Here is a 15,591-nt window from a genome sequence, read left to right on the forward strand (position 1 = left end):
GCCCGCAGCAAAAAACCCGCAATCTTGCTTTTTAATTTTTTTCGCCGACGAGAAAGGTACGGAACTGCGGCGACATCCAGGTTTTAAAGCCCTCCCCCTCTTTGACGATCATGTAGACCGCCAGGCCCTGCTCGCGCACCACCTGCTGCGCTTTTTCCGGCCCCAGCACCATCAGCCCGGTATCCCAGCCGTCCGCCTCCAGCGCCGTTGGCGCAATGACGGTCACGGAGACCAGCTTATGGGTTATCGGCTGCCCGGTCTGCGGATCGATGACGTGCGAGATACGTTTGCCATCGAGTTCATAGTAGTTGCGATAGCTGCCGGAGGTGCTGATGCCGTGACCATTGATGTCGACAATCGCCTGAACGGCGTTTTCCCGGTCGGTCGGTTTCTGGATCGCCACCCGCCAGGGCTTGCCTTCGCCGTTCATCCCGCGGCTCACCAGCGCCCCGCCCACCGACACCAGATAGCGGGAGATCCCCTCCTGCTCCATCAAGCGCGCAAGGTGGTCGGCGGCATAGCCTTCCCCCACGGTGGAGAGGTCGACAAACAGATCGGGAATATCTTTTTGCAGGAACTGCCTGCCGCTCTGATTGATAACCTGCAGATGCTGCAGGCCGGTGCGCGCTTTCGCCGCGGCGATCGCCTGCGCATCCGGAGTGGCGACCGGCTGTTTATCCGGGCCAAAGCCCCACAGATTGACCAGCGGCCCGACGGTGATATCCATCGCGCCATGCGTTTTGGCGCCAATCCGCAGCGACAGGGTGACGATATCCGCCATCGCTTCGCTCACCGGCCAGGGCCGGGTATCCGTCGCGTGGTTGAAACGCATCAGCGCCGAGTCGTTTTTCCAGGTCGACAGCAGGCGATCGTCGGCGTCCAGCTGGGCCTGAACCTTGGCGCGCAGCGCCTGGGCCTTTGCCTCATCCACGCCGATAACGCTGACCCGCCAGAAGGTGCCCATTGTTTTACCATCCAGCACGGTGGCCGTTGAGGCGGGTGTCGCGGGAGTGGTGGCTGAATCGCAGCCAGAGAAGAGTACGCAGGCGCCCAACAGCGCGGCGCGAAAGAAAGTCATATCCATTAATCGAGGCTCCTCTTACCAGGGCGACAAGAGTATACCAGCGAGGTTAAACCAGACATAAAAAAAGGCGCCGGAGGCGCCTTTTTGTTTTGCAGCTTGCGACTTAGAACTGGTAAACCAGGCCCAGTGCAACCACGTCGTCGGTAGAGATACCGGCGTTGCGGGTGAAGCTGTTGTCGTCCAGCAGGTTGATTTTGTAGTCAACATAGGTGGACATGTTTTTGTTGAAGTAGTAGGTCGCGCCAACGTCAACATATTTCAGGATGTCCTGGTCGCCGTAGCCTTCCAGATCCTTACCTTTAGACTGCAGGTAAGCCACGGACGGACGCAGACCGAAGTCGAACTGGTACTGAGCAACCACTTCGAAGTTCTGCGCTTTGTTAGCAAAGCCCAGAGAACCAGCGCGGGTCGCGTTGTAGGTCTGGGTGTACTGAGTGGCCAGGTAGATGTTGTTCGCGTCGTATTTCAGACCGCCGGTGTAGGTTTCAGCGTTGTCGCCACGACCCAGTGCCAGCTTGCTGTTCTGGTCGCCAAGACGTTTGGAGTTAGAGTATGCGAAACCAGCACTGATGCCATCAAAGATGTCATAGGTCAGAGAGGTACCGTAACCGTCGCCGTTCTGTTTCAGAGCGGTACGACCGTTGTTGGTCGGAGACAGAGCGCCTTCACCGCTCGGGCTGCCGTTTTTACCCTGGTACTGCAGAGCAAAGTTCAGGCCGTCAACCAGACCGAAGAAGTCAGAGTTACGGTAGGTTGCAACGCCGTTAGCACGGGACTGCAGGAAGTTGTCAGAACCGTAGGTGTCGCCGCCGAATTCCGGCAGAACGTCGGTCCAGGACGTTACGTCGTATACTACGCCGTAGTTACGACCGTAGTCGAAAGAGCCCGCGTCGCCAAATTTCAGGCCTGCGAATGCCAGACGAGTCCATGCCTGATCGCTGGAGCTTTCAGTGTTGTTCGCCTGAACGTTGTATTCCCACTGGCCGTAACCGGTCAGCTGGTCGTTGATCTGGGTTTCGCCTTTCACGCCTACACGCATGTAGGTCTGGTCGCCGTCGACGCTCTTGTCGTCAGAGAAGTAGTGCAGACCGTCAATTTTACCGTACAGGTCTAATTTGTTGCCGTCTTTGTTATAAATTTCAGCCGCATTTGCTGCGCCTGCTACCAGCAGAGCCGGTACCAGGAGGGACAGTACTTTAACTTTCATGTTATTAACCCTCTGTTTGTTATATGCCTTTTATTATGCCACTGCTTACTGATTACCCTTCTAATCAGTCGGCTATTTCATTGTGCTGCAAAATGCAGAATAATCCAACAAGAATATGATACTAAAACTTCTAAGATGTTTCAAAGTTCCCACAAGATGTTTCAATTTGTAAATATGGCGGAACTTTTTTTTACCCCAAAATGGCCAGGGAAATACGCACTAATAATCAAAAAAATTATTTAGCCATTTAAAATCAACATGATATACAAAACCAAGCCTATAGCACTGAATGGTAAAACAAAATGATCATCGGTGACTAAAATAACAGTCGCTATCATCATTAACTTTATTTATTACCGTCATTCAGTTCTGAATGTCTGTTTACCCCTATTTCAACCGGATGCCTCGCATCCGGTTTTTTTTACCCTTCTTTACACAACTTTAATTTACCTGTGCTACAGCCAATGATTCCCTAACGACTATTAATCAATCAATTAGGCCGTCTTTTGCGCTTATTCTGCCAATGTCTTGTTATTTCGTGCGATTCCTGGCTTTTGTTTCTGTCAATATCGTCACTGGTCAGTCTTGCGGACGCGGTTTCATTTACGCTTCGTTTCTAAGATAATTCCTGGGCGGTATCGCGCCGCTGGCACCAATCTGTAGTATGGATTTACGCCATTAGCCTTTATACTGCCTGCAGCATCTGCTTTGTTGCCAGTTACTCTGGCGCTACATCCTGTTTACAAACAATGATGAGTCGTTCAGCCACAAGATGACCCCGAAAAAATTCTCTCTGATCCCCGGCAACATCAGCCGCTTCTTCATTTTGATGGTTATTGTCCTGCTGGCGACGATGGGGGTGATGATTCAAAGCGCCGTCAATGCCTGGCTGAAAGAGAAGAGCTATCAGGTAGTTGATGTCTCCCATGCCCTGCACCAACGCATTGATACCTGGCGCTATGCCACCTGGCAGATCTACGACAATATCGCCGCCACCTCCGCCAACACCGCCAGCGGCGGTCTGCAGGAGACGCGTTTAAAGCAGGACGTGTACTATCTGGAGAAGCCCCGGCGTAAAACCGAAGCCCTGATCTTTGGCTCCCACGACAGTTCGACCCTCGAGATGACGCAGAAAATGTCCGATTATCTCGATATTTTGTGGGGCGCGGAGACCATTCCGTGGTCGATGTACTATCTCAATGGGCTGGACAATAGCCTGATCCTTATCTCCACCCTGCCGTTGAAGGACCTCTCCTCAAGCTTTAAAGAGTCAACGATCAGCAGCGTGGTGGAATCCCGGCGCGCGGAAATGCTGCTGCAGGCCAATACCCTTGATGAGCGCGAGACCTTCTCGCCGCTGCGCCATCTTGCCTGGCAGAACGCGCACTACTTCACGTTACGTACTACCTTCAATCAGCCAGGACACCTGGCAACGGTGGTCGCCTTCGACCTGCCGATTAACGATCTGATCCCGCCGGGCATGGCGCTGGATAGCTTTCGTATCGAGCCTGATCCCACGCAAAATGTGGCCGCCAGCCCCGAGAAAGAGGCTAGCGATCATATCGGGATCACCTTCAACGGCATGCAGATTGACATCGCCACCGACATCAGCACCACCGGTATGCAGTTAGTGTGGACGGTACCGATGAGCACCATGCTGCTGGAATCCCTGCAAAACATTCTTCTGCCGCTGCTGCTTAACATTGGCCTGCTGGCGCTGGCGCTGTTCGGTTTCACGACCTTCCGGAATTATAAAGGTCGCAGCAGCACCTCGGGCGCCGGGCTCCCCTCCGCCGCCAATAGCGAACTGCGTTTACTGCGCGCCCTTAATGAAGAAATTGTTTCTTTGCTGCCGCTGGGGCTGCTGGTCCACGATCAGGAAGCCAACCGAACGGTGATCAGCAACCCGATTGCCGACCATCTGCTTCCGCACCTGAATCTGCAGAACATCACTAACATGGCGGACCAGCATCAGGGGGTGATCCAGGCCACCGTCAACAACGAACAGTATGAGATCCGCCAGTATCGCAGCCAGGTCGCGCCTCGCACGCAGATCCTGATTATCCGAGACCAGGACCGCGAAGTGCTGGTCAATAAAAAGCTCAAACAGGCCCAGCGCTTGTATGAGAAAAACCAGCAGGGCCGGACGACCTTTATGCGGCATATCGGCAGCGCCCTGAAGCAGCCAGCCCTTAACCTGGCGGCTGAGGCAGCGGCGCTCGACGGCGCGGAGAGCCGGACGCTGGCGCAGCATGCCGATGAGCTGGTCAAACTGATCGATGATATTCAGCTCGCCAACCTGCTGGAAAGCGATGCCTGGAAAACCAGCCAGTCGCTGTTCTCGGTGCAGGAGCTGATCGACGACGTCGTACCGGAGGTGCTGCCGGCGATGAAGCGCAAGGGTCTGCAGTTGCTTATCAATAACGCGCTGCCTGCCGGCGAGCAACGCTATGGCGACCGTGAAGCCCTGCGGCGCACGCTGGTACTGCTGATCCAGTATTCCATCACCACCACGCCTATCGGCAAGATCACCCTCGACGTCTGCCAGGAAGAGTCGGCCAGCGATCGCCTGACCTTCCGCATACTGGATACTGGCAACGGGGTCTCGGCAAACGAGATCGACAATATGCACTTCCCGTATCTCAATGAGACTCAGAGCGATCTGTACGGCAAAGCGAACGCCCTTACCTTCTGGTTATGTGACCGTATGACGCGCAAGCTGGGCGGGCAGTTGACCATCAAAGCGCGGGAGTCGCTGGGGACTCGCTATAGCCTGCATCTGAAAATGCCGGCCAGCGAAGAGGCGCCAGAGGCGGGAGAACATCTGCTGGATGACGTTATCGTCCTGCTGGATGTGACCTCCAGCGAAGTACGGCGGATTGTCACCCGCCAGCTGGAGAGCTGGGGAGCGTCCTGCATCACGCCGGACGATCGAGCGACAAGTCAAGCGTTCGATCTGTATTTAACGGATAATCCGTCTAATCTTACTGCTTCGGGCTTGCTTTTAAGCGATGATGAGGTTGGGATACGCAAAATCGGCCCGGGCCAACTGCGGGTCAACTTTAATATTAGCACGGCGATGCAGGAGGCTATCCTGCAGCTTATTGAGCAGCAGCTGGCGGAGGAGGCGGTTCAACCCGCCACCTCAGGAAACGAGAGTAACGCCGAACTCCATGCCAGCGGCTATTACGCACTGTTTGCCGATACGGTACCGGATGATGTTCAGAGATTGTATACTGAAAACGAAGCGGGTGATTTTGCTGCTCTGGCGCAAACCGCCCACCGCCTCAAAGGGGCATTTGCTATGCTTAATCTGATACCCGGCAAGCAGTTATGTGAAACGCTTGAGCATCTGATTCGCGAAAAGGATGCGCAAGGCATAGAAAAATATATCAGCGACATTGACGCTTACGTCAAGAGCTTGCTGTAGAAGGTAGCCTTATACATGAACACTATGAACGTAATTATTGCCGATGACCATCCGATCGTACTGTTCGGTATTCGTAAGTCACTTGAGCAAATTGAGTGGGTGAACGTCGTTGGCGAGTTTGAAGACTCCACGGCCCTTATCAACAATCTTCCGAAGCTGGACGCCCATGTGCTGATCACCGATCTGTCCATGCCCGGTGATAAATACGGCGACGGGATCACGCTGATCAAATACATCAAGCGCCACTTCCCGGATTTGTCGATCATTGTTCTGACCATGAACAATAACCCGGCGATCCTCAGCGCGGTGCTGGATCTGGATATCGAAGGGATCGTCCTCAAGCAGGGGGCGCCGACCGATCTGCCTAAAGCGCTGGCCGCGCTGCAGAAAGGGAAGAAATTCACCCCGGAAAGCGTCTCTCGTCTGCTGGAAAAAATCAGCGCCAGCGGCTATGGCGATAAACGCCTGTCGCCGAAAGAGAGCGAAGTGCTGCGTCTGTTCGCCGAAGGCTTCCTGGTGACCGAGATCGCCAAAAAGCTGAACCGCAGCATCAAAACCATCAGTAGCCAGAAAAAGTCGGCGATGATGAAGCTGGGCGTCGAAAACGACATCGCCCTGCTGAACTACCTCTCCTCCGTCTCGCTGAGCTCGACGGACAAAGAGTAATCCCGACGCGCTCTCCGTCTCGCCCCGGCGAGACGGAGCTCCCCATTATTCCCGCCCTTTACGTACCCGCGCCGCATATACCGTCAGCGTTTGCTTCAGCACGTCAAGCGTCACCGGCTTGGACAGACAGCTGTCCATCCCCGATTCCAGACAGCGCTGCTTCTCTTCCGCCAGGGCATTGGCCGTTACGCCAATCACTGGCAGCGTCAGGCCAAGCTGACGAATGCGCTGCGTCAGACGATAACCATCCATATTAGGCATGTTGACGTCGCTGAGCACAATATCGATGTGCTGCTTGCTGAGGACGTTGAGCGCGTCGACCCCGTCGTTGGCGGTCACGCACTGGTAGCCGAGCGATCCCAACTGATCCGCCAGCAGGCGGCGGTTGATCGGATGATCGTCGACCACGAGAATCATCATGTCGTCGTTATTGCCGACCTGCGCCTCCGGCGCCATCAGCGCCCGGCTATTCTCCACACTGGCCAGCGCGACGTGGAAAATACGTCCCAACAGCGGCAGCAGTTCATGCGGCGTCGTCACGCTATGCAGCCACTCGCCGGCGGCCCGCTCCTGCGGAATACCGATATGACGACGGCAGAAGATGACCATCGCCCTTCCCTGCCAGCCGCTCAGCGCTTCATCGTCAGTGAGTAAGACATCCTCGGCGTCCGGGGTTTCTCCGGCATGGCGGCGTACCGTCAGGCCGTGATAGCTGAGCAGCGAGGTGACGAACATCGCCAACGAGGTGTTGTGGATGGCCAGCCAGCAGGTCTTGCCAGCGAAACCGTCCGCCGTCACCTGCAGCGTGTTCTGCACGCCATACAGCGGGATGCGGATGGTAAAGCGGCTGCCCATTCCCGGCTCCGTTTCCACGGCGATATCGCCATCCATCATGCTGATCAGTTTTTCGCAGATCGCCAGGCCAAGGCCGGTGCCCTGGAAGTTGCGCTGCACGCCGGTCCCCACCTGGAAGAAAGGGTCGAAGAGGCGCAATACCTCTTTCGCCGGGATCCCCTCCCCGGTGTCGCGGACGCTAATCTGCAGATAATCTCCCGCGCACTGAACGTGGAGGATAATGCAGCCGGTGTCGGTGAACTTGATCGCATTGCTCAGCAGGTTTGAGATCACCTGCTGCAGACGCATCGGGTCGCCGGACATCTGTTCCGGAACGTCCGGTTCGATAAAGCAGTACAGACCCAGCTGCTTGCGCACCACCAGCGGCAGATAGTTGGCGGAGATATGGTTCATGACCTCGCGCGGGGAAAATTCCCGCGGCTCGATCTTCAACTGCTCGGACTCGATTTTGGAGAAATCGAGAATATCGCTGATGATTTTCAGCAGCAGGCTCGAGGAGTTGTTCATCGCCGTCACCAGGCGATCGACGCCTTTCGGCAAGGCTTTAGTCTGCAGCAGATCGAGGTTACCGATGATGCCATACAGCGGGGTACGCAGCTCATGGCTGACGGTGGCAAGGAACATCGATTTCGACTGGCTGGCCTGCTCCGCCGCCTGGGCCATCTCCTGCAGCGACTCCTCCATCTTCACGCGGGCGGAAACGTCCACCAGCACGCAAATCGCCACGTTTTCATTGCGATAGCGCGAGTGGACAAAGCTAATCTGCAGGTTGGTATGGTTGCTGGTCAGCACATCGACAAAGTTGACCTGCTGGCCGCAGATAATCTGCGTCAGCCGCTGGCGGTCCTCGTGGGTCAGCATGTTCAGATAGTTGTGCGCCAGCTCGTTACTGAGAATGTTGGTCCCGTCGAGGGTGCGCAGAATACAGATCCCCACCGGGGCGGAGGCCACGATTTTGCGGTTGAACTGCTCATGCTCTTCCAGCCGTTGAGCGTCATTTTCCGCCGGGATAAAAATGCGCCGCTCATACATCCGCGCCAGCGCAAACAGCATCGCGCCGCTGAGGATATTGAGAACGATGGCGTTGATGATCAGCATGCGGATCCGCTCCAGCACCTGGTCTACCGAGACGGAATAGACGATGCTCAGGGAGGACGGCGCGAGGCTTTTCTTCAGCACCAGCTCGCGGAAACCCGTGCTGTAGCCAAACCACATTCGCTCCTGCATCCACTTCGCTTCGCTCTGGACTTTGCCTTCCGCGCCGGCCAGCGAGATCAGCGGCTGGCCGTTATCGTCGAAGATCGTCACGCTCATCGGCAGGCTGCCCGGCGTAAAGAAGCTTTCCATGCGGATGGTCTGCTCCACGCCGAGCATCGCCTGCAGGCGATTGGCCATATAGATCGGCGTCAGGGCGTAAAAGTAGCCCACCCCGGGGCGCACGCCCTGACTTATCCAGAACAGGTTGTTGCCGCGCTCGTTTTGCGGCGCATTGCGGTATTGCTCAATGCGTTGATGCAGGACTTTCAGCGCCTGATCGCGCTCAATCGGCACGTCCCTCAGGCCAAAGTTGGCCATACAGAGATTATCGCTGCCGATGAGAAAGATGCGGTTAAGGTCGTAGGCGGCGGTAAAATTATCCCGCCAGTAGCGCATAAACCACGCCAGCGATTGGAGCGAATTACGCCATGCACTACTCATTGCGCTGCAGTCGGAGTCAGGATACAGGGGTTCAAAGCTGGGGATCGCAATATCGCCGCTTTGCCCTTGCGCTACCGCATCCCCTGCCGACAGCCGGTTACCGGCGACATACTTGAGCTCTTTAATCACGTCCGCCGTACGCTGAATGTAGCGCTGGGCCTGATCGGCATTGAGATTGAGCTCCTGATGGATCTCGGCTTCCCGCTCGTGTAGCGCGTTGACGATATAAAACACAGAGACAAACGCAATCAGCAGCCACAGCAATACCGCCAGCGCTCTGAACAGATAACGTGAAACCTTCAGGGTTGTGTGGAAAGAGGCAAGATATTTCAATGTGGCGATGCTCGGCCGTCAGGGACTCAACAGAATGGGGTTAAAGTAGCGGTAAACCGGCTTTGCCGCAATGTTAATGCAAAAAGGGCCGGGAGAATACCCGGCCCTTTCAGAACATTTACCTGGGACGATTACTCTTCGTCTTCGGCGATGTCGTCATCGGTATCTGCTTCCGGGGCGATATCATCATCGCCTTCCGCCGCGCTACCGTCGATGGCGTCCAGTTCTTCGTCGTCTACCGGCTCAGCGACGCGCTGCAGACCCACCACGTTTTCATCTTCCGCGGTGCGGATGAGGATCACGCCCTGGGTGTTACGGCCCACGATGCTCACTTCGGAAACGCGGGTACGCACCAGCGTCCCGGCGTCGGTGATCATCATGATCTGATCGCAATCATCCACCTGTACGGCGCCGACCACGGAACCGTTACGCTCGGTGACTTTGATCGAGATAACGCCCTGGGTGGCACGCGACTTGGTCGGATACTCAGCCGCGGCGGTACGTTTACCGTAACCGTTTTGCGTCACCGTCAGGATCGCGCCTTCGCCGCGCGGAATAATCAGCGAGACGACGCTGTCGTTTTCCGCCAGCTTAATGCCGCGTACGCCGGTGGCGGTACGGCCCATGGCGCGAACGGCATCTTCTTTGAAGCGCACGACCTTGCCGGCCGCGGAGAACAGCATCACTTCGTCCTGACCAGAGGTCAGATCGACGCCGATCAGCTCATCGCCTTCGTTCAGGTTCACCGCGATGATGCCAGCGGAACGCGGACGGCTGAACTCGGTCAGCGCGGTTTTCTTCACGGTACCGCTGGCGGTGGCCATAAAGACGTTAACGCCCTCTTCGTACTCGCGGACCGGCAGGATAGCGGTGATACGCTCATCGGCTTCCAGCGGCAGCAGGTTGACGATCGGACGACCGCGCGCGCCGCGGCTGGCTTCCGGCAGCTGATAGACCTTCATCCAGTACAGACGACCGCGGCTTGAGAAGCAGAGGATAGTGTCATGGGTGTTGGCCACCAGCAGGCGGTCAATAAAGTCTTCTTCTTTAATGCGCGCTGCCGATTTGCCTTTACCGCCACGACGCTGTGCTTCGTAGTCGGTCAACGGCTGATACTTCACATAGCCCTGATGCGACAGGGTGACCACCACGTCTTCCTGGTTGATCAGATCTTCGATGTTGATATCAGCGCTGTTGGCGGTGATTTCGGTACGACGTTCGTCGCCGAACTGGTCGCGGATCAGCTCCAGCTCTTCGCGAATCACTTCCATCAGACGGTCGGCGCTGCCGAGGATGTGCAGCAGTTCCGCGATCTGTTCCAGCAGCTCTTTATATTCGTCGAGCAGTTTTTCATGCTCAAGGCCGGTCAATTTCTGCAGACGCAGATCCAGAATCGCCTGAGCCTGCTGCTCGGTCAGGTAGTATTTACCCTCGCGCACGCCGAACTCTGGCTCCAGCCATTCCGGACGCGCGGCGTCATCACCGGCACGTTCCAGCATCGCCGCGACATTACCGAGATCCCACGCCTGGGCAACCAGCGCCGCTTTCGCTTCAGCCGGGGTCGGCGCGCGACGGATCAGTTCGATAATCGGGTCGATGTTGGCCAGCGCCACGGCCAGCGCTTCGAGGATATGCGCCCGGTCGCGCGCTTTGCGCAGTTCGAAAATCGTACGACGGGTCACCACTTCGCGGCGGTGGCGCACGAAGGCGGCGATGATGTCTTTCAGGTTCATGATCTTCGGCTGGCCATGGTGCAGCGCAACCATGTTGATACCGAAGGAGACCTGCAGCTGGGTCTGGGAATAGAGGTTGTTGAGCACCACTTCCCCTACCGCGTCGCGCTTCACTTCAATCACGATGCGCATCCCGTCTTTATCAGACTCATCACGCAGCGCGCTGATGCCTTCCACGCGTTTTTCTTTTACCAGCTCGGCGATTTTCTCAATCAGGCGCGCTTTGTTCACCTGATAAGGAATTTCATGCACGATGATGGTTTCGCGGCCGGATTTGGCGTCCACTTCCACTTCCGCGCGCGCGCGGATGTAGACTTTACCGCGACCGGTGCGGTAGGCCTCTTCAATGCCGCGACGGCCGTTGATAATGGCGGCGGTCGGGAAATCAGGGCCAGGAATATGCGCCATCAGCCCTTCAATGCTGATGTCTTCGTCGTCGACATAGGCCAGACAGCCGTTGATCACTTCCGTCAGGTTATGCGGCGGTATGTTGGTGGCCATCCCGACGGCGATCCCGGAGGCGCCGTTTACCAGCAGGTTAGGAATTTTGGTCGGCATGACGTCCGGAATACGCTCCGTACCGTCATAGTTGTCAACGAAATCGACCGTCTCTTTTTCAAGATCGGCCATCAGCTCATGAGCGATTTTCGCCAGACGAATTTCGGTATAACGCATCGCCGCGGCGGAGTCGCCGTCGATGGAACCAAAGTTACCCTGGCCGTCCACCAGCATGTAACGCAGCGAGAACGGCTGCGCCATACGGACGATGGTGTCGTATACCGCGGAGTCGCCGTGCGGGTGGTATTTACCGATTACGTCACCAACGACACGGGCTGATTTTTTATAGGCTTTGTTCCAGTCATTGCCCAATACGTTCATGGCGTAAAGTACGCGACGGTGTACCGGCTTCAGGCCATCTCGGACATCCGGCAGCGCACGGCCAACAATGACCGACATCGCATAATCCAGATAAGAGTTCTTAAGCTCTTCCTCAATGTTGACCGGTGTAATTTCTCTCGCAAGGTCGCTCATCTAACCGCTATCCCTCTACTGTATCCCGGATTCAAAGGTCGCAAATTATAACACAGCCGCGCTAAGAGAGGTAAAGCAATACGGTTTATTCATGGCGCGCTGCTGATATACTCCCAGGTCTGAACAGAAAAGGAGTAAAAGCGCCCATGAATGCCGAAAAAACGTCGGTAGCCCCTAACGTCGATCATGCTGAAATCGCCAAATTCGAAGCCGTCGCCTCGCGCTGGTGGGATCTGGAGGGCGAGTTCAAACCGCTCCACCGCATTAATCCCCTGCGGCTGGGCTATATCGCCGAACGCTCAGGCGGCCTGTTCGGTAAAAAAGTCCTCGATGTCGGCTGCGGCGGCGGCATCCTCGCCGAGAGTATGGCGCGCGAAGGCGCGACGGTTACCGGACTGGACATGGGCGCAGAGCCGCTGCAGGTGGCGAAACTGCACGCCCTGGAGAGCGGTATTCAGGTGGAATATGTTCAGGAAACGGTTGAGGAACATGCCGCGAACCACGCGCAGCAATACGATGTCGTCACCTGCATGGAAATGCTGGAGCACGTCCCTGACCCACAGTCGGTAGTCCACGCCTGCGCGCGGCTGGTGAAGCCTGGCGGTCAGGTCTTCTTCTCCACCATCAACCGCAACGGTAAAGCGTGGCTGATGGCGGTGGTCGGCGCGGAATATGTCATGAAGATGGTGCCCAAAGGCACCCATGATGTGAAAAAGTTTATCAAGCCGGCCGAACTGCTGGGCTGGGTAGATCAGACTACTCTGAAAGATCAGCATATCATCGGTCTGCATTACAATCCGTTGACCAACACCTTCAAGTTGGCGCCGGGGGTTGATGTTAACTATATGTTGCATACCAGCGCCAAAAAAGCGTGACGTCAGCAGCTGCGCTTATGATGATTGCGCGGCATCAAGCCGCGTGATTATTTCTTCCGATGAAGAAATCAGCACTCGATCAAATTTTCATTTTTTTTTCTGTTTTATTGACTTCTTCTCCAGGCCTTATGCGACGTGGACTTGCGGATTATTACCCTTCCGCAACCTCAATTTAACGTCAAAATCAACCCTTGTACTCAAAAGATTCCTTACTAAAATACTCACCATATAGCGTTCCTTTTATCGACAACCCCCTACATATAGTATTTATCCACAGAGTTAGTCACAACGGCCTTCTGTGGATAAACGGGGGATATTTTCTTTCACGGACAGGTAAAATCCACATGAATCAGAGTCTGCTGGTGACAAAGCGCGACGGGACCACCGAGCGCATCAATCTCGACAAAATCCATCGCGTACTGGATTGGGCGGCAGAAGGACTGAATAACGTTTCGATTTCCCAGGTAGAGCTGCGCTCGCATATCCAGTTCTATGACGGCATTAAAACCGCGGACATCCACGAAACCATTATTAAAGCCGCTGCGGACCTGATCTCCCGCGAGGCGCCGGATTACCAGTACCTCGCCGCGCGTCTGGCGATCTTCCACTTGCGTAAAAAAGCCTTCGGCCAGTTTGAGCCGCCGGCGCTTTACGATCACGTGGTGAAGATGGTCGAGAAGGGTAAATACGATCATCATCTGCTGGAAGACTACACGGAAGAAGAGTTCCAGCAGATGGACGGTTTCCTCGACCACTGGCGCGACATGAACTTCTCCTATGCTGCCGTGAAGCAGCTGGAAGGCAAGTATCTGGTACAGAACCGCGTCACCGGCGAAATTTATGAGAGCGCGCAGTTCCTTTATATTCTGGTGGCTGCCTGCCTGTTCTCTAACTACCCGCGCAAAACGCGTCTGGACTACATCAAGCGTTTCTACGACGCGGTGTCGACCTTTAAAATCTCGCTGCCGACGCCGATCATGTCCGGCGTGCGTACCCCGACCCGTCAGTTCAGCTCCTGCGTGCTGATCGAGTGCGGCGACAGCCTGGATTCCATCAACGCCACCTCCAGCGCGATTGTGAAATACGTTTCCCAGCGCGCCGGCATCGGCATCAACGCCGGCCGCATTCGCGCGCTGGGCAGCCCGATCCGCGGCGGCGAAGCCTTCCACACCGGCTGCATTCCGTTCTACAAACATTTCCAGACTGCGGTGAAGTCCTGCTCGCAGGGCGGCGTTCGCGGCGGCGCGGCGACCCTCTTCTACCCAATGTGGCATCTGGAAGTGGAAAGCCTGTTGGTGCTGAAAAACAACCGCGGTACCGACGCCAACCGCGTTCGTCACATGGACTACGGGGTGCAGATCAATAAGCTGATGTACACCCGTCTGCTGAAGGGCGGCGACATTACCCTGTTCAGCCCTTCCGACGTCCCGGGCCTGTATGACGCCTTCTTCGCCGATCAGGACGAGTTTGAGCGCCTGTACACCCAGTACGAGCAGGACGACAGCATTCGCAAGCAGCGCATTAAAGCGGTTGAGCTGTTCTCGCTGATGATGCAGGAGCGCGCCTCCACCGGCCGCATCTACATCCAGAACGTCGACCACTGCAACACCCACAGCCCGTTCGATCCGGTGGTCGCCCCGGTGCGCCAGTCTAACCTGTGCCTGGAGATCGCTCTGCCGACTAAACCGCTGGAAGACGTCAACGACGAAAACGGCGAAATCGCGCTGTGCACCCTGTCGGCCTTCAACCTCGGGGCTATCGACAGCCTCGACGAGCTGGAAGAGCTGGCGGTGCTGGCGGTGCGTGCCCTGGACGCGCTGCTGGACTATCAGGATTACCCCATCCCGGCCGCCAAACGCGGCGCAATGGGCCGCCGTACGCTGGGCATCGGCGTGATCAACTTCGCTTACTATCTGGCGAAGCATGGCAAACGCTACTCCGACGGCAGCGCCAACAACCTGACCCACAAAACGTTCGAAGCGATTCAGTACTATCTGCTGAAGGCCTCCAACGAGCTGGCTATCGAACAGGGTGCCTGCCCGTGGTTCAACGAAACCACCTATGCGCAGGGTATCCTGCCGATCGATACCTACAAAAAAGACCTGGACAGCATCGTCAGCGAATCCCTGCACTACGACTGGGAAGCGCTTCGCGAGTCCATTAAAACCCACGGCCTGCGCAACTCTACGCTCTCCGCGCTGATGCCGTCCGAGACCTCGTCGCAGATCTCCAACGCCACCAATGGCATCGAGCCGCCGCGCGGTCACGTGAGTATCAAAGCCTCGAAGGATGGGATCCTGCGCCAGGTGGTGCCGGACTACGAAAACCTGCAGAACGCCTACGAGCTGCTGTGGGAAATGCCGAACAACGACGGCTACCTGCAGCTGGTGGGTATCATGCAGAAGTTTATCGACCAGTCGATCTCTGCGAATACCAACTACGATCCGACGCGCTTCCCTTCCGGAAAAGTGCCGATGCAGCAGTTGCTGAAAGACCTGCTCAACGCCTATAAATTCGGCGTCAAAACGCTGTACTATCACAACACCCGTGATGGCGCTGAAGACGCTCAGGATGACCTGGCCCCGTCCATTCAGGACGACGGCTGCGAAAGCGGCGCTTGTAAGATCTAAGGTATTTTTGCCGGGTGGCGCTACGCTTACCCGGCCTACGATTTTGTA

The 15,591-nt window shown here is 56.2% G+C and carries 8 protein-coding genes; 4 read left to right on the plus strand and 4 right to left on the minus strand.

Translation table 11 applies throughout. The annotated features are described in order from the left end of the window. Positions 1-31: 31 nt before the first annotated feature. Positions 32-1,084: an FAD:protein FMN transferase ApbE gene (gene apbE, locus ACQUTI_RS06200; RefSeq protein WP_004201678.1), complete on the minus strand. Its 1,053-nt coding sequence runs from the start codon at positions 1,082-1,084 to the stop codon at positions 32-34. A 103-nt stretch (positions 1,085-1,187) separates the two neighbouring features. Next, positions 1,188-2,291 (minus strand): OmpK36 porin, encoded by a 1,104-nt coding sequence (locus ACQUTI_RS06205; RefSeq protein ID WP_032453553.1) that lies wholly within the window; start codon positions 2,289-2,291, stop codon positions 1,188-1,190. A 772-nt stretch (positions 2,292-3,063) separates the two neighbouring features. Here ACQUTI_RS06205 and rcsD point away from each other — a divergent pair. Both rcsD and rcsB read left to right on the plus strand, forming a co-directional pair. Beyond that, the gene (gene rcsD, locus ACQUTI_RS06210) at positions 3,064-5,721 is read left to right on the plus strand and encodes a phosphotransferase RcsD (protein WP_004201683.1); all 2,658 of its coding nucleotides are present in this window, start codon (positions 3,064-3,066) and stop codon (positions 5,719-5,721) included. Positions 5,722-5,736: 15 nt separating this feature from the next. Next, positions 5,737-6,387, plus strand: coding sequence for a response regulator transcription factor RcsB (gene rcsB, locus ACQUTI_RS06215; protein ID WP_004201684.1), 651 nt, complete (start codon positions 5,737-5,739; stop codon positions 6,385-6,387). 45 nt (positions 6,388-6,432) lie between these two features. On the opposite strand, the gene rcsC is transcribed toward rcsB, so the two are convergent. Further along, positions 6,433-9,273 carry a two-component system sensor histidine kinase RcsC gene (gene rcsC / locus ACQUTI_RS06220; RefSeq protein WP_064150954.1) on the minus strand — a complete coding sequence of 947 codons (2,841 nt, stop codon included), beginning with the start codon at positions 9,271-9,273 and terminating at the stop codon, positions 6,433-6,435. A gap of 131 nt (positions 9,274-9,404) precedes the next feature. Then, positions 9,405-12,038 (minus strand): DNA topoisomerase (ATP-hydrolyzing) subunit A, encoded by a 2,634-nt coding sequence (gene gyrA, locus ACQUTI_RS06225; protein ID WP_004201688.1) that lies wholly within the window; start codon positions 12,036-12,038, stop codon positions 9,405-9,407. Between the two features lie 146 nt (positions 12,039-12,184). On the opposite strand from gyrA, the gene ubiG reads away from it, so the two are divergent. Continuing rightward, positions 12,185-12,913 (plus strand): bifunctional 2-polyprenyl-6-hydroxyphenol methylase/3-demethylubiquinol 3-O-methyltransferase UbiG, encoded by a 729-nt coding sequence (gene ubiG, locus ACQUTI_RS06230; RefSeq protein WP_117129848.1) that lies wholly within the window; start codon positions 12,185-12,187, stop codon positions 12,911-12,913. Between the two features lie 344 nt (positions 12,914-13,257). Continuing rightward, complete coding sequence (gene nrdA, locus ACQUTI_RS06235) at positions 13,258-15,543, plus strand: class 1a ribonucleoside-diphosphate reductase subunit alpha (protein WP_428923222.1); 2,286 nt, start codon at positions 13,258-13,260, stop codon at positions 15,541-15,543. The last annotated feature ends 48 nt before the right edge of the window (positions 15,544-15,591 follow it).

This window comes from Klebsiella sp. 7-CIP_Kleb. (assembly GCF_050378655.1).
GTDB classification, from domain to species: Bacteria; Pseudomonadota; Gammaproteobacteria; order Enterobacterales; family Enterobacteriaceae; genus Klebsiella; species Klebsiella quasipneumoniae.

Bases quoted from the DNA above. Each gene is read 5' to 3' on its own strand.
- apbE (WP_004201678.1), bottom strand. From the start codon at position 1,084: ATGGATATGACTTTCTTTCGCGCCGCGCTGTTGGGCGCCTGCGTACTC.
- ACQUTI_RS06205 (WP_032453553.1), bottom strand. From the start codon at position 2,291: ATGAAAGTTAAAGTACTGTCCCTCCTGGTACCGGCTCTGCTGGTAGCA.
- rcsD (WP_004201683.1), top strand. From the start codon at position 3,064: ATGACCCCGAAAAAATTCTCTCTGATCCCCGGCAACATCAGCCGCTTC.
- rcsB (WP_004201684.1), top strand. From the start codon at position 5,737: ATGAACACTATGAACGTAATTATTGCCGATGACCATCCGATCGTACTG.
- gyrA (WP_004201688.1), bottom strand. From the start codon at position 12,038: ATGAGCGACCTTGCGAGAGAAATTACACCGGTCAACATTGAGGAAGAG.
- ubiG (WP_117129848.1), top strand. From the start codon at position 12,185: ATGAATGCCGAAAAAACGTCGGTAGCCCCTAACGTCGATCATGCTGAA.
- nrdA (WP_428923222.1), top strand. From the start codon at position 13,258: ATGAATCAGAGTCTGCTGGTGACAAAGCGCGACGGGACCACCGAGCGC.